A 23,632-nucleotide genomic window follows, 5' to 3' on the forward strand; every position below is an offset into this window, starting at 1 on the left:
GCGTCTCCTCGTGCTGGCTGGGGAAGTCGGTCAGCTGGGGTCGTCCGCCAGGCACTGCGCTAGCGCCTCGACGAACCGGTCGATCTGCTGTCCCGTGCGGAAGGGGGCGACGGTCACCCGGAAGCGCTCGCTGCCCTTGGCCACCGACGGGAAGTTGATGGGCTGCACGTAGACGGAGAACTCGTCGAGCAGCCGGCGGGAGATGCGCTTGACGCGGTCCCCGCCCGGCACCAGTACCGGGATGAGGTGGCTGGGCGCGGGGACGTGGGTGATGCCCGCCTCGGTGAGCCGACTGCGCATCAGGTCGGCGTTGGCGTGCAGTTCCTCCCGCATCCGGGCACCCTCGGCGCTCCGGATCACGGAGATGCTCGCCAGGGTGGCGTCCAGCGAGGCCCGCGGGATGGTCGTGGTGAAGATGAATCCCGGTGCGTGGGACCGTACGTAGTCCAGCGGGACGTCGGGACCGGCCACGTACCCGCCGGTGGTGCCCACGGCCTTGCCGAATACGCCCTGTACGAAGGTGGCCCGGCTCTCGCCGATCGCCTCGCAGATGCCTGCTCCGGTGGGTCCGGAGACCCCGATCGCGTGGGTCTCGTCCAGGTAGGTCTGCGCGTTGTAGCGCTCGGCCAGGTCGCATATCTCGCGGATGGGCGCGATGTCGCCGTCCATCGAGTACACCGACTCGAAGACGATCAGCTTCGGGCGCTCCAAGGGCTGTGCCGCGAGGGCCAGTTCCAGGTCCACCAGGTCGTTGTGGGCGAAGACGTACTTGTCGTTGCCCGAGATCCGCACGCCCTCGATCAGCGAACGATGGTTGAGCGCGTCCGAGAAGACCATGGTCTCCGGCTCGGCACGCAGCAGCGTGGTCAGCGTCTCCACGTTGGCCACGTAGCCACTCGTGAAGATCAGCGCCCGCTCCTTCGCGTGCCAGACGGCGAGCAGCGCCTCCAGCTCCACATGCGCCTCGCTGGTCCCCGCGATGTTGCGGGAACCGCCGTTGCCCGTGCCGTGCCGCAGGACGGAGGTGATCTGGGCCTGCATCACGTCAGGGTGCTGGCTCATGCCCAGGTAGTCGTTGGTGCACCACACCTGGATCCGGCGCCCCTGGTGCAGAGCGTGCCCCCGGTCCTCCGCGAGGTAGGAGCAGGCGACGAAGTCGCGGTAGATGCCTTCCGCCTTGAGCCGGTCGAGACTGGTCCGGAGGCCGGCGTACGCGTCCGCGGGAGGCGGAGCAAGGGTGGAGATCACGGTGCTGCCCTCTCGGGTCGGTTACTCGGTCGGGAACCACCATGGGCTTCGCCGTTCCCGATCCGGTCCCTGCTCCGTCCCGGCCCCGGACCGCGGCTCCCCGGACAGGAGGGAAGGGCCCCAGGACCTGCGCCGGGAGAAGCCGCCGGGCATCGGCCGGCCCCGGACTCGGAGCCCGGGCCGGCGTCCGGGAGCCGGCGCTCTCCGGCTGCTCAGGCCGGCCAGGACCCTGCGCACGGCCCGCTCCATCGGCCGCGCCGCCCGCGCGCTCTTACTACTCGGCCTTCGGCCCCCGGCCCTCGCCGACCGGCATGGAGCAGGCGCAGGCGCAGGCGCTCGTGTACGACGCGGTCGCCTCCGCCCGCGGTCCGGATCCGGCAGGGAGGGCAAGCCGTTCCCCTTCTCAGGCCCCTACGACAACCCGCGCAAGGTCATCCAGCCCCTTGAACGCACCTGCGGCCCGGGCCACTACGACCACGTTGCCGTTCCGTCTCGCGAGGTGCCCCGCGAGGTGGCACACCGGGCATCCGGGCACCGGCCCGGCCCCCGAGTCCTACGCGGGCAGCACGCCATGGATGCCGGAGAGAGTGAAGACGCGTTCCGCTTCGCGCAGATGGCACCTGGCGTCGAGGTAGGGCGGGTCGAGTCCCAGGTCGCTGAGGGTGCGTACGGTCCGGTTGCCCGAGGTGGCGATGTACTCGACCGTGATGGCCGCACCGGTGTCGATGGCATGGGCGACCTGGCGGACATCGCAGTACGACAGGTGCTTCGCGTACCCGGCGACGATCTCCTCGGAGTCCGTCGCGAAAGGCACCCCGCTGCCGAACGGGTCGGCTTCCGGCGCGATGGGCGGGGCCTTGAGCAGCCGGTCGGCCAGGGTGGCTTCGTACGGCGCCGGACGGGGGTGACTGAGACCGGGACCGAGACCGGAGCGCCGGGTCACACCTTCTTGACGACGATCGAGGCCGGAAGCAGCTGTTCCAGGTCGTCCACGTCCGAGGTGAAGACGGTGACTTGCCCCTTCCGCTGTCGTGCGATGACGGCGAGCACCGCGTCGATCGCGTACTTGTGGACGTGCAGCTTGGCGTGGGCCAGGAGTCGGCGGGCCTGTCGGGCCTCGTCCCTCCCGATATCGGCGACTTCGAGCCGGGAGAGGACCCAGTCCCAGCGCTGCTCGGTGGTTCTGCCGTCGTATGCCTCGACCAGGGTCATCGGAGACGTCACCACCTCTGCCTCACCTCGGGCCGCAAGCTCGAGCCAGGCGATCATCGTCCGGTCGCCGCGTACGGCCAGGGACAGGGCTTCGCCGTCGAGTACGAAGACGCGCAGTGGCCGCTGCCTGTGCTCACCGGCCCGCTTCTTCACGCGGTCTCTCCGGCGTCGTGCTTTCCAGTGGCGCGGCGGCGCTCGTGCTCGGCGTCGAGATCCTCCAGCTCCTCGGACGCTGCCGTGCGCTCCTCCTCGCTGAGCGGGCCGTGTTCCTCCTGAAGCCAGTCGGACAGTTCCTGTAGCCGGTCGCGGTCGCGCTTGAAGCGCAGGGCCTCGGCGATGTACGCCGACAGGCCCCGTTCCGCCGCCTCCCCGCGGATCTCGTCCAGGAGGTCCGCGGGAATCGTCACCGTCACCTTCTTGGTCGTCGCCATACAAGGGACCATACTCCTGGTGTTGTCCCCCATACCGGCTGCTGCTCCACAAGCAGTGGCCTGGCCTGGACGGACGGTTCGTCCTTCACGCCGCTGTGAGGTGCAGCAGCCGTGTGTTGGCTTCGGGCGGTGCCGGGGCTGCCCGCCCGCGCAGCAGTCGGCCAAGCGACGTGGGAGATCCCGGAAAGCAACTGAGACGGAAACCGAGAGGGCCAACGTCGAAGGGCCCCACCGCAAGCGGTGGGGCCCTTCGACTTCGTGCCCGGTGAGGCACTGGCGGAGGATACGAGATTCGAACTCGTGAGGGGTTGCCCCCAACACGCTTTCCAAGCGTGCGCCCTAGGCCTCTAGGCGAATCCTCCGCCGGAAACATTACATGACCGAGAGGAGTGCTCGCGAACTCGTTCCCCGCCCCCGACATCAGGTAGCCTTGGCGCAGCCCCTCACGCGGCGCTATCTGACTGAACTCCCCCAGGGCCGGAAGGCAGCAAGGGTAGGTCGGCTCTGGCGGGTGCGTGGGGGGCGTCTGCGTTCCCGGGCCGGATCCCAGGGCCGGATCCCAGGGCCGGATCCCCGGGCCGGGGCCCGATGTCACTGGGCGCCTATAACCTCGTATGCGTGTCGTCTCTCGCTCTGTACCGCCGCTACCGCCCGGAGACCTTCGCCGAGGTCATCGGGCAGGAGCATGTCACCGACCCGCTGCAGCAGGCGCTGCGGAACAACCGGGTCAACCACGCGTACCTGTTCAGCGGGCCGCGCGGCTGTGGCAAGACGACCAGTGCCCGCATCCTGGCCCGCTGCCTGAACTGCGAGCAGGGGCCGACGCCGACACCCTGCGGTGAGTGCCAGTCCTGCCAGGACCTCGCGCGCAACGGCCCCGGTTCCATCGACGTCATCGAGATCGACGCCGCTTCCCACGGTGGTGTGGACGATGCCCGTGACCTGCGCGAGAAGGCCTTCTTCGGGCCCGCCCGCAGCCGGTACAAGATCTACATCATCGACGAGGCCCACATGGTCACGTCGGCCGGCTTCAACGCGCTGCTGAAGGTCGTCGAGGAGCCGCCGGAGCATCTCAAGTTCATCTTCGCGACCACCGAGCCCGAGAAGGTCATCGGGACGATCCGGTCGCGGACCCACCACTACCCCTTCCGGCTCGTGCCCCCCGGCACCCTCCGGGAGTACCTCGGGCAGGTCTGCCAGAAGGAGACCATCCCGGTCGAGGACGGCGTGCTCCCGCTCGTCGTGCGGGCGGGCGGCGGGTCCGTGCGTGACTCCATGTCCGTGATGGACCAGCTCCTCGCGGGCGCCGCGGCGGACGGTGTGACATACGTCATGGCCACCGCCCTGCTCGGATACACCGAGAGCTCACTCCTCGACTCCGTCGTCGAGGCCTTCGCCACCGGTGACGGAGCCGCGGCCTTCGAGGTCGTCGACCGCGTGATCGAAGGCGGGAACGACCCCCGTCGCTTCGTCGCCGACCTCCTGGAGCGGCTGCGCGACCTGGTGATCCTCGCCGCCGTCCCGGACGCGGCGGAGAAGGGGCTGATCGACGCCCCCGCCGACGTGATCGAGCGCATGCAGGCCCAGGCCGGCACCTTCGGCCCCGCCGAGCTGAGCCGGGCCGCCGACCTCGTCAACGAGGGGCTGACCGAGATGCGCGGCGCCAACTCGCCCCGTCTCCAGCTCGAACTGATCTGCGCCCGCGTCCTGCTTCCCGCCGCCTACGGCGACGAGCGCTCCGTGATGGCCCGCCTCGACCGGATCGAGCGCGGCGTGAACTACTCCGCGGGCCCCGCGGACATGCCCGCCATGGGATACGCACCCGGGCCGGAGAGCCACGGGGGAGCGGCTGCCGCGCCGGTCCAGGCGGGTGGCGGCGGTCCGGTGCCGGCGGGTGGTGGCCCGGCCGCGGCCCGTGCGGCCGTCCGGGCGTCCGGAGCACCGGGCAACGGCGGCGCTGCGACCGGCGGCGGTAGCGGTGGCAGTGGCGGCCATCCGGCGGCCGCGGCCGGCTCCCTCCCTCCGGCGGCGGGCCAGGGTGCGCCGCAGTCGTCCCCGGACCAGAGCGCGCCGCCGGCGGCACCGGCCGCGTCCCCGGGGCATGCCCCTGCCCCCGGTCCCCAGGGCGGACCCGGCGCCCCCGCCGAAACGCAGGCCGCCTCCGCCCCGGCCCCCGCAGGGGGACCGGCCCAGCCCTCCCCGGCCCAGCCCTCCCCCGGCGCCTGGCCCACCGCCGCCTCCGCGGGGAGCGGCGGCCGTCGCCCCGGCGGCTGGCCCACGGCCGCCCCGGGCGCGCCCGCGTCGAGCACCCCACCGGCGAACACCGCACCGGCCGGCACCTCCGCCCCCAGTACCCCACCGGCGGCCCGGCCCCCGGCCCCCTCGGCCCCGACGACCCCGGCTCCCGCCCCCGCCCCCACGGGCGGCGGCCATCTCGACCCCCGGATGCTCTGGCCGAACATCCTGGAGGCGGTCAAGAACCGCAGGCGCTTCACCTGGATCCTGCTCAGCCAGAACGCCCAGGTGACCGGCTTCGACGGCACGACCCTCCAGCTCGGCTTCGTCAACGCGGGCGCGCGGGACAACTTCCTGAGCAGCGGCAGCGAGGACGTGCTGCGGCAGGCGCTGGGCGAGCAGTTCAACGTCCAGTGGAAGATCGAGGCGATCGTCGACCCCTCGGGCGGCTCCGCACCCCCGGCACCGGGCGGGCCCTCCGGGTTCGGCGGCAGCGGTGGCGGCCACCACACCGGCGGTGGCGGCGGATACGACGCAGGCGGCGGTACGGCGACGGCCCAGCGCACCGCCCCGTCCCCGTCGGCTCCCCCGGCCACCCCCACCCAGGCGTCGGGCGGCCCCGCTGCGGCCACCGCCTCCACCCCGGCCCCCGCGCCGGCCGCCTCCGCCCCTCAGCCTTCCGCCCCGCCGTCGCGCCACGTCTCCGTCGAGGAGGACACCCCCGAGGACGACGACCCCGACCTCGACGAGTCGGCCCTCTCCGGCCAGGAGCTGATCGTGAGGGAGCTGGGAGCGACGGTGGTCGAGGAGTTCACGAACGACTAGGGCCTGTCGTTTGGATCAGACCGCGGACGCGGGGTCTGGCACGCGCCTCTGCCGCGTTGGCGTCGGTTGCCGACTCCCCCAAGCTCTCGACTTCGCTCGAGCAGGGGGACCCCCATCGCGTCGACGCCCTCCTCCGCCTTGCAGAGACACGCACCAGACCCCGCTCACCGGCGTCGAGAAGCACCGTCGCTTCCCTGCGACCTGATCGAAACGACAGGCCCTGGCCCAGCTCGAACGCGCGACTCCGGGGAAGACGTACCCGTCTTGGAGGAACCTCCAGCTCAAGATTCCCCCTCCGTTCGGAAGCCCGCACAAGGGGAAGCCGGTGTCTCCCGTTAGGCTGACCCCCGTGAAGGTCCTCGTCATCGGCAGCGGCGCCCGCGAACACGCCCTGTGCCACTCCCTGTCCCACGACCCCGACGTCACCGCGCTGCACTGCGCCCCCGGCAACGCCGGCATCGCCGAGGTCGCCGAGCTGCACCAGGTCGACGCCCTGGACGGTGCCGCCGTCACCGCGCTGGCCACCCGCCTCGGGGCGGAGCTCGTGGTCGTCGGCCCGGAGGCCCCGCTGGTCGCCGGTGTCGCCGACGCCGTGCGCGACGCGGGCATCCCCGTCTTCGGCCCGTCCGGCCGGGCCGCGCAGCTCGAAGGCTCCAAGGCCTTCGCGAAGGACGTCATGGCGGTGGCCGAGGTGCCCACGGCCCGGTCGTACGTCTGCACGAGTCCGGAGGAGGCCGAGACGGCACTCGACGCCTTCGGCCCGCCGTACGTGGTCAAGGACGACGGGCTCGCCGCCGGCAAGGGTGTCGTCGTCACCGACGACATCGAAGCGGCCCGGGCGCACGCCGCCGCCTGCGAGCGCGTGGTCATCGAGGAGTACCTCGACGGCCCCGAGGTCTCCCTGTTCGCCGTCACCGACGGCGAGACGGTCGTCCCCCTCCAGCCCGCCCAGGACTTCAAGCGTGCGCTGGACGGCGACGAGGGCCCCAACACCGGCGGCATGGGCGCGTACTCCCCGCTGCCGTGGGCCGACCCGAAGCTGGTCGACGAGGTGCTGCAGACCGTGCTGCAGCCGACCGTGGACGAGATGCAGCGGCGCGGCACGCCGTTCTCCGGTCTGCTCTACGCCGGTCTCGCGATCACCTCCCGGGGTGTCCGCGTGATCGAGTTCAACGCCCGGTTCGGCGACCCCGAGACCCAGGTCGTCCTGGCCCGGCTCAAAACGCCGCTGGCCGGTCTCCTGATGGCCGCCGCCACCGGCAACCTCGCCCACCTGGAGCCGCTGCGCTGGAGCGACGACGCGGCCGTGACCGTGGTCGTCGCCTCGCACAACTACCCCGGCACCCCGCGCACCGGCGACCCCATCACCGGTCTCGACGAGGTCGCCGCCCAGGACGCCCCGCACGCGTACGTGCTGCACGCCGGCACCCGGCAGGAAGGTGACGCCGTCGTCAGCGCGGGCGGCCGCGTCCTGTCCGTGACGGCCACCGGCAAGGACCTCACCGAGGCCCGCGACCGCGCGTACACGGCCGTCGGCCGCATCCGCCTCGACGGGTCCCAGCACCGCACGGACATCGCCGCGAAGGCGGCAGGCGCCTGAGGCGCCCCACGCGGGCAGGGAAATCACCCCGCCGCCGATGAACCCCACAGGCCCCGGATCCGTCTCAGGATCCGGGGCCTGAACCATGCGAGAGGCGGGGCCCGATGCGCACCGGTCGTCATCCACCTCTCCCCAGAGCCATTCCATCGAGTGACCGATGCCCTTTCCGGCTGACGGGAGGCGGAGCCCCAACTAGGGTGCGGCGCAAGCGTTCCGGCACTTGGCCCACCGGCATTGCGATGTCAGTGGCGGGTGCCACAGTGGGGGAGTGAGCAAGGGCAGCGTCGGGTCAACGGGGAGGGGGTGAGGTCGGTTGTGACCGGAATGGGAGTGGAAGCAGGCGCGCAGGTGGCGCGGGCTCGGGCCCTGGCCGTGCTGCGCATCCGCAGCCGTGCCGTGGCCGTCGCCCTGCTGCCGGCCGCCCTCGCCGTGATCCTGCTCGCGGGCGCCGCCGGTGACCGCCTCGAGGGCCCCGTCTGGGACGCGGCCCGCTGGGTCCTGATGCCGGTCGCGGTCCTCGTGCTGCTCGCCGCCGGCGGGATCGCCCTGGTCGTCGCCCGGGCCCGGCCCGCCATGAGCCCGACCGTCCCGGTCACCGAGGAGGCGGCCCCCGACCTGTACCGGATGGTGCGCGACCTCGCCGACCGCCTCGACGTCCCCGCACCCTCCGCGATAGCGCTCACCCCGGACTGCGACAGCTGGCTGGAGGACCGCACCCATCCGGCCCACGGCCCGCCCCCGGCCGAGGAGCACCACGACATAGCGGGAGCGGGGAAGCAGGCGCACAGCCGGCACCCCGTCGCGCCGGTCCTCGTCATCGGCTCCCCGTTCCTGTGGTGGATGCGGGTCGGCGAGCTGCGCGCGGTCCTCGCCCCGGTCATCGCCGGTACGGGCCCCTCGGCCCACCCCGACATAGCCGCCGCCCGGCGCTTCGTCCGGGGTCTGGACGCCGCGGTGGCCGTGGCCTCGGCGCCCCGCCGGGAGCCGGTGTCGCGGGTGGTGCTCGCCGGGGTCGGCTGGGTCGCCCGGCTTCTGCTGCGCGGGTGCCGGGGCCATGCCGCCGAGATGGAGCGGGGTGTGGCGGCCGCGGCCGCGGAGCGTGCACAGGCTGTGGATTACGGGCTGCGGATCGTCGCCCAGGAGCAGGTGGGCCTGGCGTACGCGGGCTGGGACCGGCTGCTGACCCGGGTCGCGCTGCCGGCCTGGCGGATGGGCCGCTGGCCGTCCCGGCTGGACGCCGGTGTGGTCGCCGCGCTCACGGAGCTGTCCCGGCGCGACCGCCTGGCCGAGGGCTTCGCGTCCCGGCTCGGCGAACGGCCCGCCTGCGACCTGCTGGAGGAGCCGGGCTCGGTCGACGAGGCCGCCTCCCTCCTCGCCGCCCGCCTCTTCCACGGCGGCCCCGCCGGGCCCGGGCCCGACTGGTCGCCGGTGGCCTGGAGCGAGTATCCGGACGAGGTCGTGGATCGCAAGTGGCGCCTCGACGCGGCCCGGCTCCACCGCGTCCTGGACGCGATGGGCGTCCGGCCCGCCACCGGCCCCACGGCCCCGGCGACCGGCGCCCCCACCCTGTCCCGCGTCCTCGACCACCTCACCGACACCGGCCCCACGGGGACGGCCGGGATCGCGGGAGCGACCGGCCCCGCTGGGGGCCCGGCCGGATCCGGCCCGGACACCGCACCACCCGAAGCCGCCGGCGCACCCCCCGGCTCACCGGACCCCCTCGACGACGAGGACCTCTCCGGCACGACGGCTCCCAGCGCCACCCTCGCCGCCCGGCTCAGCGCCGAACTGGCCCGTGAGGAGGCCGCCCCCTCCCCGGCGACCCCGCCGCCCGCCTCGCCGTCCCCCTCCTCCGACCCGGCGGCGCTCTGGGACGACCGGGCTCTCCCCCTCTTCCCCCTCCAGCCCCCGCGCACCGCCAGAGAGCTCCTCGCCGACCACCTCACGGCGATGGTCTGCTGCGCCGCGATGGACACCGCCGGCGCGACCCCGGGCCTGGACTGGCTGGACGGCCCGACCCTCCTGATCGACGGCGAGCGCACGGCCGATCTGGCGCCCAAGGTCCTCACCCTCATCGAGGACGGCGATGCCACGCCCCTGCGGGTCTGGCTCTCCCAGCTCGGCATACGCCCGGAGAAGCCGGTCCGCCTCGGCTGAACGGCCGGAGCACCTGCTTCCGGTTCTGGCCAATTCAAAACGAACAGTGACGAAGTGCGCGCTTTATGTGATGTGCTTGGACCGTTCGCGTGCATGGCAAGGGCTTGCGACATACGACAAGCACATAGGCGCAAAGGCGTCGCACATACCGCAGAACACCGCACACATCACACCGGCAGGCACCACCACGGGGGCGATGGGGAGGGGAAGCAGCCATGGGTTCGGAGCAGATCCGCCGTTGGGAGTCGGGAGCGCTGGCACACGCCGTGACGGATCCCTTCGGGCAGGGCCCCGTTCCATGGCTGCGCGGCAACGTGACGTACTTCGACGACTCGGGCCAGGTCGTCCCCTGGTACGCGGACCAGGACGCGCCCCACCCGTCGAAGAAGGGCAGCCGCTCGGGCGGCCCCCGCGCGGCCGACGACGTCCGCCGCCAGATCAAGGGCTTCACCTCCACCGGCGCGGTCGCGCCCGGCGATGCCATCGACTTCCACATCACCGTCGATCCGCCGCAGCAGTTCGCCGTCGACATCTACCGCATCGGCCACTACGGCGGTGACGGCGCAGCGAAGATCACCACCAGCCCACGCCTGTCCGGCATCGTCCAGCCCGCGCCGCTCACCGCGGACCGTACGGTCTCCTGCCATCACTGGTGGCTGTCCTGGCGGCTCCAGGTCCCGTCGTACTGGAACATCGGCGCGTACGTCGCCGTCCTCACCACCGCCGACGGGTACCGCTCCCACGTCCCCTTCACCGTCCGCCACGACCAGCCCGCCGACCTGCTGCTCGTGCTGCCCGACGTCACCTGGCAGGCGTACAACCTCTACCCGGAGGACGGCCGGACCGGCGCGAGCCTCTACCACGCCTGGGACGAGAAGGGCCGGCTGCTCGGCGAGTCCGAGGCCGCCACGACGGTCTCCTTCGACCGCCCCTACGCGGGCGCAGGACTCCCCCTGCACGTCGGCCACGCCTACGACTTCATCCGCTGGGCCGAGCGCTACGGCTACGACGTCGCCTACGCCGACGCCAGCGACCTGCACGCGGGCCGCGTCGACCCCAGCCGCTACCGCGGCCTGGTCTTCCCGGGACACGACGAGTACTGGTCGGCCGCCATGCGCGGCACCGTGCAGCTCGCCCGCGACGCCGGTACCTCGCTGGTCTTCCTCTCCGCCAACTCCATGTACTGGCAGGTGGAGCTGGGGCCCTCCCCGTCCGGCGTCCCCGACCGGCTGCTGACCTGCCGCAAGCGCCGGGGTCCGGGCAAGCCGGTGCTGTGGCGGGAGATCGACCGGGCGGAGCAGCAGCTCATGGGCATCCAGTACGCCGGACCGGTCCCCGAGCCGCACCCGCTGATCGTGCGCAACGCCGGGCACTGGCTGTGGGAGGCGACCGGGGCGCACGAGGGCGACGAGATCGAGAACCTGGTGGCGGGCGAGGCCGACCGCTACTTCCCGCGCACCCCGCTGCCGGCACACGAGGAGCGCATGCTGCTGGCCCACTCCCCGTACACCGACAAGGAAGGCGCCCGGCGCCATCAGGAGACGTCGCTGTACCGTGCTCCCTCCGGCGCCTGGGTCTTCGCATCCGGAACGTTCGCCTGGTCCCCGGCCCTGGACCGCCCCGGCCACGTCGACAGCCGTATCCAGCGCGCCACCGCCAACCTCCTGGACCGCATCTGCAAACGCGACTGACCCCCTGTCGGTGATCAAGCGCGCATACGGGAGAATCGAGCCACTCGGGCCCGCCCGTCGCCCACCACCACCCTGCTTGGGCCCTTCGGGCGCCCCTTTGTTTTCAACCACGGGGAGGAACCGTGTCCGGATTCGTCGAAAAGCCCGAGCCGATCCAGGTTCCGGGTCTGGTGCATCTGCACACCGGCAAGGTGCGCGAGCTGTACCGGAACGAGGCGGGCGACCTCGTGATGGTCGCCAGCGACCGCATGTCCGCCTACGACTGGGTGCTGCCGACCGAGATCCCCGACAAGGGCCGGATCCTCACGCAGCTCTCCCTGTGGTGGTTCGACCGGCTCGCCGACCTGGTCCCGAACCACGTCCTGAGCACGGAACTGCCCGAGGGCGCCCCCGCCGACTGGGCGGGCCGCACGCTGATCTGCAAGTCCCTGCAGATGGTCCCCGTGGAGTGCGTGGCCCGCGGCTACCTCACCGGTTCGGGCCTCGCCGAGTACAACGAGACCCGCACGGTCTGCGGTCTGGCGCTGCCGGAAGGCCTGACCGACGGGAGCGAACTGCCCGCCCCGATCTTCACCCCGGCCACCAAGGCCGCCGTCGGCGAGCACGACGAGAACGTCTCCTACGAGGAGGTCGCCCGCCAGGTCGGCGCGGACACCGCGGCCCGGCTGCGCCAGGCGACCCTCGCCGTCTACTCCCGGGGCCGGGACATCGCCCGGGAGCGGGGCATCATCCTCGCGGACACGAAGTTCGAGTTCGGCTTCGAGGGCGACGACCTGGTCCTCGCGGACGAGGTCCTCACCGCGGACTCCTCCCGCTTCTGGCCGGCCGACCAGTGGCAGCCGGGCCAGGCGCAGCCGTCGTACGACAAGCAGTTCGTGCGCGACTGGCTGACCTCGCCGGAGTCCGGCTGGGACCGCAAGAGCGAGCAGCCCCCGCCCGTCCTGCCCCAGCAGGTCGTCGACGCCACGCGTGCCAAGTACGTGGAGGCGTACGAGCGCCTGACCGGCACGAGCTGGTCGTAGGACACGGAGAAGCCCCCCGGCCGGAACCGGGGGGCTTCTCGATGGAGCGAACGACGAGGTTCGAACTCGCGACCTCAACCTTGGCAAGGTTGCGCTCTACCAACTGAGCTACGTTCGCATGCGCCGTGGCGCGAGAACCACTATACCCAACCTCGCTCCCGCGCGAGCCGTACCGCCGCATGCCGGTTCTCGGCGCCGAGCTTCGACACGGCCGACGACAGATAGTTCCGCACGGTCCCCTGCGACAGCGCGGCCCGCTCGGCGATCTCCACGACGGGTGCCCCGTCGGCGGCGAGTTCCAGGACCTCGGCCTCCCGGGCGGTCAGCGGCGAGTCCCCGGCGGCGATGGCGTCGGCGGCCAACTCCGGATCGACGTAACGGTTCCCGGCGTGCACCGTCCGGATGAGCTCCGCGAGCCGCTGTGCGCTCACGGTCTTCGGCACGAACCCCCGCACCCCGGCCTCCAGCGCCCGCTTCAGATGGCCGGGCCGTCCGTGGCTGGTGACGATGAGCACCTTGCAGCCGGGCAGTTCGGTCCGCAGGGATGTGGCGACCTTCACACCGTCGGCGCCGGGCATCTGGAGGTCCAGTACGGCGACATCGGGCTTGTGCGCCCGGGCCATCGCCATCGCCTCGGGTCCGGTGGCCGCCTCGGCTACGACGACGAGGTCGTCCTCCAGCGACAGCAGCGCGGCGAGCGCCCCGCGGATGAGGTGCTCGTCGTCCGCGAGCAGCAGCCGGACCGGCTCCACGGCCGTCATGGCGTGACCTCGCTCACAGAACGCACGGCGACGGCGGCCGGGACGGCGTCGGAAAGGGCGGACTGCGACGGCAGCGGAATCTGCGCCGTCAGCCGGAACAGCCCCTGCCCCGCCGGGCCGGCCTCCAGCGTCCCGTCGATCTCCGCCAGGCGTTCCCGCAGCCCGGCGAGCCCCGAGCCGGACGGCCCGGCCCCGGAGCCCGGCCCCGTCTCGCTCACTCCGTCGTTCTCCACGGACAACACCACCCGCCCCTCCAGCATCCGCAACCGCACCGCACACCGCCGCGCGTCCCCGTGCCGCAGGACGTTCGTCGCGGCCTCCCGCACCACCCACCCCAGGGCGGACTGCACCGCCGCGGGCAGCCCGGCCGCCGACGTCCCGCCGACCGTGCAGTCGATGCCGGCCGCGGCCAGCACTCCTTGCGCACCGGCGAGTTCCGAGGCGAGGCCGGCCTCCCGGTAGCCGCGCACGACCTCCCGCACCTCCCGCTGCGACTCCTGCGCGAGCCGCTGCACCTCGACCATCTGCGTCACGGCCTCCGGCCGCCCCCGCTGGGCCAGCTGCACGGCCAGCTCGCTCTTGAGGGCGATCACGGCGAGGTTGCGCCCCATGACGTCGTGCAGATCCCGCCCGAACCTCAGCCGCTCCTCGGCGACGGCGAGCCGGGTCCGGGTCTCGCGGGCCTCGTCGAGTTCGTAGACGGCGTTCATCAGCCACACCGAGAACACGGCCGTGAAGGCGATGAACACGCCGCCGACCAGCACGATCAGTGCCGTGAAGAGCGCCGTGAGCGCGGCGGCGCCGAGCGCGAACGCCACGGTCCAGGTGCCTGCCGCGAAGCCGCCCGCGATGGCGAAGGCGCGCCGCCGGTCGCGGACGCCGAGCGCGATGATGCCGGGGCCGAAGACCAGGATCACTCCGAAGACGCCACCGGCGGCGGTGTCGACGCTCTCGCGGTCCGGTCCGAGCTCGGCGAGGCCGATCGCGGCGGCGGCGATCACGGCCGTGACGGCGGCCAGGGTCCACAGCAGTCCGGTGGGCTGGGGCCTGCGGCCCCGCGTCCAGTCGATCGCCCGGGAGACGGTCATGAAGCAGAGAGCGGCGTGCACGGCCACCACCAGCATGGCGGCGATGCCCAGCCGTGCCCCGAGCGGGGCCACGGAGGTGAGCCCGACGGAGCAGAACTCCATCACCGCGAAGAAGTGGAACGACCACCGCGTGTACGACTCGACCTTCTCCGGCGTGCTCTTGTGCCGCCACCACCTGCCCGGCGTGCGCATCGGCCTGTCACTCCCCCTTCGGTCAGCGCCGTGGTTCCCAGCGGAACCACCGCCGTACAGCAAACACCCCGATGAGGATCCAGGCCATGGCGGTCGCGAGAGCGCCCAGCGCCTCGTAGGCGGAGAGGGACCCGGTCCAGCCGCCGCGCACCAGCGTGACGACGGGTGTCAGCGGGAGCAGCTCGCAGAGGGAGGCCACCCGGTCCGGGAACAGTTCCAGCGGCATGAACATGCCGGAGCCGATCATCGAGACCATCAGCAGCGGCATGGGCGTGACCTGGGCGCTCTCGCCGGTCCGGGTGAAACTCGCGGTGGCCGCGGCGAGGGCGGCGCACATCACGAGCCCCAACAGCAGCCCGAGGACGACCAGATGGGGCGCCGACGGCGCGGACAGGTCCATGAGCACGACGCAGCCCGCCGCCAGCAGCAGGCACTGCACGAGCCCGGTGAGGACGGCCGGCAGCGCGGAGCCGGCCAGGATCTCGACGTCCCGCAGCTCACCGGTGCGCAGCCGCTTGAGGACGAGTTCCTCGCGCCGGACGACGAGCGCGCCGACGAGCACGGAGTAGACGGCGAACAGCAGGGAGAAGCCGACCGCGGCGGGCAGCACCAGGGTGCCGGTGCTCAGCCCCGCCTCGGCGAGGTCCATCTCCTTGGACGCCTGGGCTGTGCTGACCGGCAGCATCAGGGGCACGATCAGCGCGGCGAAGAGCGCGCCCCGGGTCCGCCCGAGCAGGGTCAGTTCGGCGCGGGCGAGAGCCGCCATCCGGCTCAGCGGGGTCGTCGCCGGTGCCGGCCGGGGCGTCGTGTGTGTGGCGGTCATGCCGCGTACTCCTTCGTCGTGATGCCCTCGGTCCGCTCCGCGGAGACGCTCTTGGCGATCCCGAGGAACGCCTCCTCCAGGGAGGCCGAGCGCACGTCCAGGCGGCGCAGCTCGACCCGGGCCTGTGCGGCCCACATCAGCAGCCCGGTGGCGGTGCGCTGCAGTTCATGGGTGCGCAGCCGGACGGTCCGGCCGTCGGTCTCGTGCCCGCTCACGCCCAGCTCGCCGAGCGGTGGAAGGTCGCCGGCGAAGTAGCCGTCCGGCAGCTCGAAGGAGATCCGTGACGGCTCCGCGGCGGTCACCTCGGCCGGGGTCCCGGTGGTGGCGATACGGCCGTCGTGCATGATCGCGAGCCGGTCGGCGAGGTTCTCGGCCTCTTCCAGGTAGTGCGTGGTCAGCAGCACGGTCGTCCCGCCGTCGCGCAGCGCGCTCACCAACTCCCAGGTGGCCCGGCGGCCTTCGGCGTCCAGCCCGGTGGACGGCTCGTCGAGGAAGAGCACCTCGGGGTCGCCGAGCAGGGCGAGTGCCAGGTCGAGGCGGCGCCGCTGGCCGCCGGACAGCTGCTTGACCCGGGTGCCGGCCTTCGATTCGAGGCCGACCAGCGCCAGCACCTCCGCGGGCGGCCGTGCCCCGCTCACGCAGCCCGCCCACATCCGCGCGGTCTCGGCGACGGTGAGCTCGGAGGGGAAGCCGCCTTCCTGGAGCATCACGCCGGTGCGGGGCCGTACGGCGGCCCGGTCGGTGTACGGGTCGTGCCCGAGGACCCGCACCCGCCCGCCGGCGGGCTTGGCGAGTCCCTCCAGGAGTTCGACGGTCGAGGTCTTGCCCGCGCCGTTGGTGCCGAGCAGTGCGAAGATCTCCCCGCGGCGGACGGAAAAGCCGATTCCGCGGACCGCCTCGAACCCGCCCCCGTACACACGTCGCAGGTCAGTGACCTCAATCACGTGTTCGTGTCCGTTGGTTTCCATGACTCAAGCGTCCCGGCCAGGCGGGCCCGCGCGCAGTGCGCGCTGTCATCGCTCGGCATGACAAATGTCAGGCGCACGCTCGGGGGCACGAAGAAGGCCCCGGTCCTGAGGGACCGGGGCCTTCATGATCTGAGCGGACGACGAGGTTCGAACTCGCGACCTCAACCTTGGCAAGGTTGCGCTCTACCAACTGAGCTACGTCCGCGTTTGCCCCCGATCAGCTTTCACTGACCGGTGCGGGCACCAGCCTACCTGATCCACCGGAGTGGCCGGTACGGCGATGCAGAGCGGGTGACAGGAATCGCACACTGCGCCTTCCCCCTGGAAGGGGGATGTTCTACTACTGAACTACACCCGCATGTTTCCGTGAGCCGGGCCTTTCGGCCTCGCCCCTCGGCGTGCTCCAGACTCTAGCTGATCAGCCGGGGTGCTGCGCAAGTCGGTTGCCGCGGGGGGCGGGTGGCCGGGCATCGGCCCGGGCTCGACGGACCGTCACTGTGCGGCGGTGAACGCCTCGTAGACCTTCTTGGGGATGCGCCCGCGTGCGGGGACCTCCATCTTGTTGGCCTGAGCCCAGGCGCGCACGGCCGAGGGGTCGGGGGCGACCTCCGTCTGCCGGTACGCCTTGCCCGAGCGGGACCTCTTGCGGCCGGCTTCCACGTAGGGCGCGAGCGCCTTCCGCAGTTCTCCGGCGTTGACTTCGCTCAGGTCGATCTCGTACGACTTGCCGTCCAGTCCGAAGGCGATCGTTTCCGTCGCTTCCGAGCCGTCGATGTCGTCAAAGAGAGTGACCACGACCTTCTGCGCCACGAATATCGGTCCCTTCATGCGGCACTTTGCCAATTCATTTGTACAGTGCCTGGCAATGCATTGTGAAGCCCGACTAAATCCTTCTGCGTGTCCGAACACAATAGGCGCCGGGTGTCGATCCGGAATCTTTCCTGAAAATTTCGTGCATGGGCCCGTCGATGCCGGATCGTGATGACGATCACGTAGTTTCCTACAAGTCGACGCGCGTAGAAATTTTGTGCGGGTAGTCTGAAGGGACCTGCTCAGCACCACACACCGGGAGTGCCAGTGGCACGCGTCGTAGTCGACGTCATGCTCAAGCCGGAGATCCTCGACCCCCAGGGCCAGGCGGTGCAGCGCGCACTGCCGCGGCTGGGTTTCGACGGGATCTCGGACGTCCGCCAGGGAAAGCGTTTCGAACTGGAAGTTGACGGGCCGGTCGACGAGGCCGCCCTCGCCCGCATTCATGATCTTGCGGAGTCCTTCCTCGCGAACACCGTGATCGAGGACTTCACGATCCGGGTCGAGGAAGTCGCGGAGGCCGCGAAGTGACCGCTCGTATTGGCGTCGTCACTTTTCCCGGCAGTCTGGACGACCGTGACACACAGCGCGCGATCCGCGTCGCGGGCGCCGAGCCGGTCGCCCTGTGGCACAAGGACAAGGACCTCAAGCAGGTCGACGCCGTGGTGCTGTGCGGTGGTTTCTCCTACGGTGACTATCTGCGCGCCGGGGCCATCGCCCGTTTCTCACCGGTGATGGAGCCCCTGCTGGAGCAGGCGAAGGCCGGTCTGCCGGTGCTCGGCATCTGCAACGGCTTCCAGATCCTCACCGAGGCCCATCTGCTGCCCGGCACGATGCTCCGCAACGACCACCTGCACTTCATCTGCCGTGACCAGAAGCTGCGGGTGGAGAACGCCCAGACCGCCTGGACCACCGACTACACGGCCGGCCAGGAGATCCACATCCCGCTGAAGAACAACGACGGGCAGTACGTCGCCGACGCGTACACGCTCGACCAGCTGGAGGCAGAGGGCCGCGTCGCCTTCCGGTACCTCGACTTCAACCCGAACGGCTCGCAGCGGGACATCGCCGGCGTCACCAACGAGGCCGGCAACGTGGTGGGCCTGATGCCGCACCCCGAGCACGCCGTCGAGCCACTGATCGGCACCGGTCGTACCGACGGCCTCCCGTTCTTCACCTCGATCCTCAAGAAGCTGGTCAACGCATGAGCCGGACGCCTCTGGACACGGTCGAGCACGCGGCCGCGACCCCCGACGTCGAGCTGCCCTGGGCCGAACTGGGCCTGAAGAAGGACGAGTACGAGCGCGTGGTCGAGATCCTCGGCCGCCGCCCCACCGGGGCCGAGCTCGCCATGTACTCGGTGATGTGGTCCGAGCACTGCTCGTACAAGAGCAGCAAGGTGCACCTGCGCCAGTTCGGCGAGAAGGCCCCCGAGTCCGACGCGATGCTCGTCGGCATCGGTGAGAACGCCGGTGTCGTGGACGTCGGCCAGGGTTACGCGGTCACCTTCAAGGTCGAGTCGCACAACCACCCGTCGTACGTCGAGCCCTACCAGGGCGCGGCCACCGGTGTCGGTGGCATCGTGCGCGACATCATCGCCATGGGTGCCCGGCCGGTCGCGGTCGTCGACCCGCTGCGGTTCGGCGCGGCCGACCACCCCGACACCAAGCGCGTCCTGCCCGGCGTCGTCGCGGGCATCGGCGGCTACGGCAACTGCCTGGGTCTGCCCAACATCGGCGGCGAGGTCGTCTTCGACGCCTGCTACCAGGGCAACCCGCTGGTCAACGCCGGTGCCATCGGCGTCATGCGGCACGAGGACATCCACCTCGCGAAGGCGTCCGGCGCGGGCAACAAGGTCATCCTGTACGGGGCCCGGACCGGCGGTGACGGCATCGGCGGCGCCTCGATCCTGGCCTCCGAGACCTTCGACGACGCCAAGCCCTCGAAGCGCCCGGCCGTCCAGGTCGGCGACCCCTTCCAGGAGAAGCTCCTCATCGAGTGCACCCTGGAGGCGTTCCGGGAGAAGCTGGTCGTCGGCATCCAGGACCTCGGCGCGGCCGGCCTGTCCTGCGCCACCTCCGAGCTCGCCTCCAACGGCTCCGGCGGGATGCGCGTCACCCTGGACGACGTCCCCCTGCGCGACTCGACGCTCTCGCCCGAGGAAATCCTCATGAGCGAGTCGCAGGAGCGCATGTGCGCGGTCGTCGAGCCGGAGAAGGTCGACCGCTTCCTGGAGATCTGCGACAAGTGGGACGTCATCGCCACCGTCATCGGTGAGGTGACCGACGGCGACCGCCTGGAGATCTACTGGCACGGCGGCAAGATCGTCGACGTCGACCCGCGCACGGTCGCGCACGAGGGCCCGGTCTACGAGCGCCCGTACGCCCGCCCCTCCTGGCAGGACGAGCTCCAGGCCGACGACGCGAACAAGCTGCCGCGGCCGGCGACCTCCGAGGAGCTGAAGGACCAGGTCCTGAAGCTGGTCGGCTCCCCGAACCAGGCCTCCAAGTCCTGGATCACCAGCCAGTACGACCACTTCGTGCAGGGCAACACCGTCCTCGCCCAGCCCGAGGACTCCGGCATGATCCGGATCGACGAGGAGACCGGCCTCGGCGTGGCCATCGCCACGGACGGCAACGGCCGGTACGCCAAGCTCGACCCGTACCACGGCGCCCAGCTGGCGCTGGCGGAGGCGTACCGCAACGTCGCCACCACCGGCGCCAAGCCGCTCGCCGTCTCCGACTGCCTGAACTTCGGCTCGCCCGAGGACCCGGCGGTGATGTGGCAGTTCGCGGAGGCCGTGCGCGGTCTGGCGGACGCCTGCCGGCAGCTGGGCACCCCGGTGACCGGCGGCAACGTCTCGCTCTACAACCAGACGGGCGAGGCCGCCATCCACCCGACCCCGGTCGTCGCGGTCCTGGGCGTCATCGACGACGTCGCCCGCCGCACCCCGGTCGCCTTCCAGGAGGAGGGCCAGCTGCTCTACCTCCTCGGCGACACCCGTGAGGAGTTCGGCGGTTCGGCCTGGTCCCAGGTCGTGCACGACCACCTCGGCGGTCTGCCGCCCAAGGTCGACCTGGAGCGCGAGCGGCTGCTCGCGGAGATCCTGATCTCCGCGTCCCGCGACGGCATGATCGACTCCGCGCACGACCTGTCCGACGGCGGTCTGATCCAGGCGGTCGTCGAGTCGGCGCTGCTCGGCGGCAAGGGCGCCCGCCTGATCGTCCCGGACGGTCTGGACGCCTTCACCTTCCTCTTCTCCGAGTCGGCGGGCCGCGCGGTCGTGGCCGTGCCGCGCTCGGAGGAGGTCCGCTTCAACGACATGTGCGGGGCACGGGGCCTGCCCGTCACCCGTATCGGTGTCGTCGACGGTGCTGTCGTGGACGTCCAGGGAGAGTTCGCGCTCACCCTGTCCGAGCTGCGCGAGGCGCACGAGGGCACGATCCCGGCGCTGCTGAAGTAGGCGACCGCTCCGAAGCCCCCGTCCGGTCCGCCGGGCGGGGGCTTCGCCGTGTCCCGGCAGGTACGCGCCCACCGGCGCTTGCACGATATTACGTAGTTCCGTAATATCGGAGCGTGGAACTGGAACAACGCGTCGCCGCCCTCGAACAGCGCCTGGCGGCCCTGGAAGGCGCCCAGCGCACCGGCCCCCGCATCGACGGGAGCGACTTCTGGGCCCTGAACGGACTGAAGGAACAGTTGTCCGAGGCGGGAGCCGCCGACGGCGGTGTCCTCTACACCGGCTCCGTACGCCTGCCGACGGGCGAGGGGTACGCCTGGCAGATGGCCGCCCTCACGGAGGACCTGCTGGAGGGCGACTGGACGTCGGCCGCCGAGTCCTTCGCGGCGCTCGGCCACCCCGTCCGGCTCCGGCTGCTCCGCGAGATCCTCGGCGGCCGGCGCACCGCCGCCGAGCTCGCCGAGCTGGACGAGGTCGGCACGACCGGCCAGATCTACCACCACCTGCGCCAGCTCACCGGTACGGGCTGGCTGCACACGACCGGCCGGGGCCGCCACGAGGTGCCGCCGGGGCGGATCGTCCCGCTGCTGGTGGCGCTGGCGACCTCACGTCCGTAGACACGACCGAACTGGGGGACAGATGTCCGCTCGCAAGCTGGGGATGGCCGCCTTCCGGGGACTGCAGCTGGTCTTCCTGGGCCTGGTGGCCGCCCACGTCTGCTTCCGCTGGGACTACCCGGTGTGGTGGGACTTCCTGCCGCTGGTCCTCGCGTACGTCGTCGTCACCGTCACCAACCGGTGGGGCGGCGCCCCCGACAGTCCTCGCGTCGCCCGGGAGCCCGTCGCGGTCGCCCCGCCGGTCACCGGCCGCTGGGCCGCGCTGAACAGCCCGGCCGACCGCACCCCGAGCCACGGCATCCACGCGCACGGGCAGACGTACGCCATCGACATCCTCGCCGAGCCCGAGCCGGGCTCCCGCCCCGCCTTCAGCCCGCTGTGGCCGCTCGCCCGCCGCCCCCAGAACTTCCCGGCCTTCGGCGCCCCGATCCTCGCGGTCGCCGACGCTACGGTCGTACGGACCGCCGACGGGCAGCGCGACCACCTCAGCCGCACCTCCCTGCCGGGGCTGCTGTACCTGATGCTGATCGAGGGCTCGGTGCGCGAGCTGTTCAGCGTCGACCGCATCCTCGGCAACCACCTCGTCCTCGACCTCGGCAACGGCACCTACGCCGCCTACGCCCACCTCCAGCGCGGCTCCCTCGCCGTCCGCGAGGGCGACCGTGTGCGCGCCGGGCAGCCGATCGCCCGCTGCGGCAACTCCGGCAACTCCTCCGAGCCGCACCTGCACTTCCAGCTGATGGACGACCCGGACCCGGACGCGGCCCGGGGCGTCCCCTTCACCTGGGCCGGAATCGGTGTGCCCCGCAACGGGGAGATCTTCGAGGCACCCCCGGTAGCCGTCCGCCAGGCCTAGGCTGACCCCCATGCCCCCGGCCAGGAAGCGCACCCGCAGCTACGACCCCGCCAGGATCCGCGCGGCCGTGCTCGCCCAGTTCGGAAACGTACGGGCCGCTGCCGCCGGGCTGACCCCCGACCAGCTCGCCCTGCCCACCCGGCTGGGCGACTGGACGGTCCGGGACCTGGTGGCACACCTCGGAATGAGCCTCGGGGCGGTCTCCCGGCTGACCGGCCTGCCGGAGCCGGCCCGGCAGGACGGCACCCTGCTCGACTGGCCCTCCGCGATCGCGGCCGACGCAGCGGACATCGCCGCGTACGCCCGTGACCTGGCCGAGCGCCACCCGGACCCGGCCGCCCACCTCGCCGCCACCGAGGAACGCTTCACCGCCGACCTCGCCGACCACCCCGGCACCAGGCTGCTCGCCACCAGCGCCGGCGCCCTGCCGCTGGCCGACTACCTCGTCACCCGCACCGTCGAACTCGTCGTCCATACGGACGACCTCAACGCAGCGATCCCCGGCCTGGACATCCCCTACGACCGCCAGGCCCTGGCCGCCTGCACCCGGCTGCTGGCCGACGTGCTCGCCGCGAAGGCGCCCGGCGGCTCGACGGAGGTGCGGGTGCCGCCGTACGCGGTGGTGCAGTGCGTGGAGGGGCCGAGGCACACCCGGGGCACCCCGCCCAACGTCGTCGAGACGGACCCGCTGACCTGGATCCGGCTGGCGACCGGGCGGCTGGCCTGGGCGCAGGCACTCCGGGACGCCAAGGTCAACGCCAGCGGAGAACGGGCGGACCTGTCGGTCTACCTGCCCCTGATGAAATAAGGGGAACCGATCCCCCCGGGTCCCCCGTCGAAGTGGCATGGACAGGCAGAAGCAGCGCATGACCCTGACGGCCGCCGCCATGCTCGTCCCGCTGATGGCGGCCTGCGGCAGCGAGAAGGCGGACAGCGGCAGCGGCTCGGTCGGTGCCGAGAGGCCGGTCACCGGTGTGCGGTGGAGCGTGGACAGCGTCACCGCGGACGGCAAGACCCACCAGGCCCCGGCCGGTGCCCACGTGACCATCGACAAGGGCCGGGCCGAGGGCAGCTTCGGCTGCAACAACTTCAGCGCCGAGGCCACCGTCGACGGCGACCGCGTCCGGCTCGGCAAGACCATGGCCACCGAAATGGCCTGCGAGAACAAGCCCATGGCGTTCGAGAAGACCCTCGCCCGCGCCCTCTCCGACCAGGAACTCGAGGCGCGGGTGAAGAGCGACCGCCTCACCCTCACCACCGACCAGGGCGACACCGTCCACCTGACCAAGGCCGGGGACGCCCCGCTGGCCGGCACCAGGTGGACCGTCACGACCCCGGAGGCCGACGGCCGTGCCCACCTCACCTTCGACGAGAAGAAGGGCACCGTCTCCGGCAGCCTCGGCTGCAACAAGGTGAACGCCGAGGCCACGGTCCGCGACGGCCATATCACCCTCGGCCCGCCTGCCACGACCCGAATGATGTGCGAAGACTCACTCATGACCGCAGAGAAGACCCTGCTGCGTCTTTTCGACGGAAAGCCGAAGTACCGAGTCGATCACCAAACCCTCACGCTGACCAGCGAAAACGGGACGACTGTGCGAGCGGTCGCCGAGCGGTGATCCACCGGAAGGTCCGG

The 23,632-nt window shown here is 71.8% G+C and carries 21 protein-coding genes, 4 tRNA genes and 1 other RNA gene; 13 read left to right on the forward strand and 13 right to left on the reverse strand.

Annotated elements, in window-relative coordinates:
- Nucleotides 1-30: 30 nt before the first annotated feature.
- From hemA to ACFU3E_RS10825, 5 genes are all read right to left on the reverse strand, one after another.
- Nucleotides 31-1,248 (reverse strand): 5-aminolevulinate synthase, encoded by a 1,218-nt coding sequence (gene hemA, locus ACFU3E_RS10805; protein ID WP_384154806.1) that lies wholly within the window; start codon nt 1,246-1,248, stop codon nt 31-33.
- Nucleotides 1,249-1,801: 553 nt separating this feature from the next.
- Entirely contained in the window at nt 1,802-2,191 is a 390-nt protein-coding gene (locus ACFU3E_RS10810; protein WP_384154808.1) for a hypothetical protein, read from the reverse strand.
- Nucleotides 2,188-2,613 (reverse strand): PIN domain-containing protein, encoded by a 426-nt coding sequence (locus ACFU3E_RS10815; protein ID WP_384154810.1) that lies wholly within the window; start codon nt 2,611-2,613, stop codon nt 2,188-2,190. The genes ACFU3E_RS10810 and ACFU3E_RS10815 overlap by 4 nt, the downstream gene beginning before the upstream one ends.
- A complete protein-coding gene (locus tag ACFU3E_RS10820; protein ID WP_384154812.1) occupies nt 2,610-2,891 on the reverse strand; it encodes a CopG family transcriptional regulator in 282 nt (93 codons plus the stop codon). Before ACFU3E_RS10820 ends, ACFU3E_RS10815 begins: the two co-directional genes overlap by 4 nt.
- Before the next feature lie 274 nt (nt 2,892-3,165).
- A tRNA-Ser gene (locus ACFU3E_RS10825) sits at nt 3,166-3,253 on the reverse strand.
- Between the two features lie 72 nt (nt 3,254-3,325).
- Between ACFU3E_RS10825 and ffs the strand changes: the two genes are divergently transcribed.
- The 6 genes from ffs (at nt 3,326) to ACFU3E_RS10855 (ending at nt 12,421) form a co-directional block, all read left to right on the forward strand.
- Nucleotides 3,326-3,422, forward strand: an RNA gene (ffs, locus tag ACFU3E_RS10830) — signal recognition particle sRNA small type.
- A gap of 87 nt (nt 3,423-3,509) precedes the next feature.
- Entirely contained in the window at nt 3,510-5,951 is a 2,442-nt protein-coding gene (locus tag ACFU3E_RS10835; RefSeq protein WP_384154814.1) for a DNA polymerase III subunit gamma and tau, read from the forward strand.
- Between the two features lie 349 nt (nt 5,952-6,300).
- Nucleotides 6,301-7,551, forward strand: a complete 1,251-nt coding sequence (gene purD, locus ACFU3E_RS10840) for a phosphoribosylamine--glycine ligase (protein ID WP_384154816.1) — start codon at nt 6,301-6,303, stop codon at nt 7,549-7,551.
- A gap of 324 nt (nt 7,552-7,875) precedes the next feature.
- Nucleotides 7,876-9,708 carry a hypothetical protein gene (locus ACFU3E_RS10845; protein WP_384154818.1) on the forward strand — a complete coding sequence of 611 codons (1,833 nt, stop codon included), beginning with the start codon at nt 7,876-7,878 and terminating at the stop codon, nt 9,706-9,708.
- 215 nt (nt 9,709-9,923) lie between these two features.
- A complete protein-coding gene (locus ACFU3E_RS10850; RefSeq protein WP_384154820.1) occupies nt 9,924-11,399 on the forward strand; it encodes a N,N-dimethylformamidase beta subunit family domain-containing protein in 1,476 nt (491 codons plus the stop codon).
- Nucleotides 11,400-11,521: 122 nt separating this feature from the next.
- Nucleotides 11,522-12,421 (forward strand): phosphoribosylaminoimidazolesuccinocarboxamide synthase, encoded by a 900-nt coding sequence (locus ACFU3E_RS10855; RefSeq protein ID WP_384154822.1) that lies wholly within the window; start codon nt 11,522-11,524, stop codon nt 12,419-12,421.
- Nucleotides 12,422-12,463: 42 nt separating this feature from the next.
- Here the strand turns inward: ACFU3E_RS10855 and ACFU3E_RS10860 are convergent.
- The 8 genes from ACFU3E_RS10860 to ACFU3E_RS10895 form a co-directional block, all read right to left on the reverse strand.
- Nucleotides 12,464-12,539 (reverse strand) — tRNA-Gly (locus ACFU3E_RS10860).
- A gap of 22 nt (nt 12,540-12,561) precedes the next feature.
- Complete coding sequence (locus ACFU3E_RS10865; protein WP_384154824.1) at nt 12,562-13,182, reverse strand: response regulator; 621 nt, start codon at nt 13,180-13,182, stop codon at nt 12,562-12,564.
- Nucleotides 13,179-14,462 (reverse strand): sensor histidine kinase, encoded by a 1,284-nt coding sequence (locus ACFU3E_RS10870; RefSeq protein ID WP_384154826.1) that lies wholly within the window; start codon nt 14,460-14,462, stop codon nt 13,179-13,181. Before ACFU3E_RS10870 ends, ACFU3E_RS10865 begins: the two co-directional genes overlap by 4 nt.
- Before the next feature lie 22 nt (nt 14,463-14,484).
- Entirely contained in the window at nt 14,485-15,285 is an 801-nt protein-coding gene (locus tag ACFU3E_RS10875; RefSeq protein ID WP_384154828.1) for an ABC transporter permease, read from the reverse strand.
- Nucleotides 15,282-16,253: an ABC transporter ATP-binding protein gene (locus ACFU3E_RS10880; RefSeq protein WP_384154830.1), complete on the reverse strand. Its 972-nt coding sequence runs from the start codon at nt 16,251-16,253 to the stop codon at nt 15,282-15,284. Before ACFU3E_RS10880 ends, ACFU3E_RS10875 begins: the two co-directional genes overlap by 4 nt.
- Before the next feature lie 132 nt (nt 16,254-16,385).
- Nucleotides 16,386-16,458: transfer RNA gene (locus ACFU3E_RS10885), tRNA-Gly, on the reverse strand.
- A gap of 81 nt (nt 16,459-16,539) precedes the next feature.
- Nucleotides 16,540-16,611, reverse strand: a tRNA-Gly gene (locus ACFU3E_RS10890).
- 134 nt (nt 16,612-16,745) lie between these two features.
- A complete protein-coding gene (locus tag ACFU3E_RS10895; RefSeq protein WP_031109676.1) occupies nt 16,746-17,063 on the reverse strand; it encodes an Lsr2 family protein in 318 nt (105 codons plus the stop codon).
- Nucleotides 17,064-17,330: 267 nt separating this feature from the next.
- Here ACFU3E_RS10895 and purS point away from each other — a divergent pair, with 267 nt between their 5' ends.
- From purS to ACFU3E_RS10930, 7 genes are all read left to right on the forward strand, one after another.
- On the forward strand, nt 17,331-17,594 hold the full coding sequence (gene purS / locus ACFU3E_RS10900) for a phosphoribosylformylglycinamidine synthase subunit PurS (protein WP_031137820.1): 264 nt from the start codon (nt 17,331-17,333) through the stop codon (nt 17,592-17,594).
- A complete protein-coding gene (gene purQ, locus ACFU3E_RS10905; RefSeq protein ID WP_384154832.1) occupies nt 17,591-18,271 on the forward strand; it encodes a phosphoribosylformylglycinamidine synthase subunit PurQ in 681 nt (226 codons plus the stop codon). The genes purS and purQ overlap by 4 nt, the downstream gene beginning before the upstream one ends.
- Complete coding sequence (gene purL / locus ACFU3E_RS10910; RefSeq protein ID WP_384154834.1) at nt 18,268-20,526, forward strand: phosphoribosylformylglycinamidine synthase subunit PurL; 2,259 nt, start codon at nt 18,268-18,270, stop codon at nt 20,524-20,526. The genes purQ and purL overlap by 4 nt, the downstream gene beginning before the upstream one ends.
- Nucleotides 20,527-20,639: 113 nt before the next feature.
- On the forward strand, nt 20,640-21,140 hold the full coding sequence (locus ACFU3E_RS10915; RefSeq protein WP_384154836.1) for an ArsR/SmtB family transcription factor: 501 nt from the start codon (nt 20,640-20,642) through the stop codon (nt 21,138-21,140).
- 22 nt (nt 21,141-21,162) lie between these two features.
- Nucleotides 21,163-21,996 (forward strand): M23 family metallopeptidase, encoded by an 834-nt coding sequence (locus ACFU3E_RS10920; protein WP_384154838.1) that lies wholly within the window; start codon nt 21,163-21,165, stop codon nt 21,994-21,996.
- Between the two features lie 10 nt (nt 21,997-22,006).
- A complete protein-coding gene (locus tag ACFU3E_RS10925; protein ID WP_384154840.1) occupies nt 22,007-22,804 on the forward strand; it encodes a sterol carrier family protein in 798 nt (265 codons plus the stop codon).
- A gap of 37 nt (nt 22,805-22,841) precedes the next feature.
- Nucleotides 22,842-23,615, forward strand: coding sequence for an META domain-containing protein (locus ACFU3E_RS10930; protein WP_384154842.1), 774 nt, complete (start codon nt 22,842-22,844; stop codon nt 23,613-23,615).
- Nucleotides 23,616-23,632: the final 17 nt, after the last annotated feature.

The organism is Streptomyces sp. NPDC057424 (assembly GCF_042803315.1).
Classification (GTDB): Bacteria; Actinomycetota; Actinomycetes; order Streptomycetales; family Streptomycetaceae; genus Streptomyces.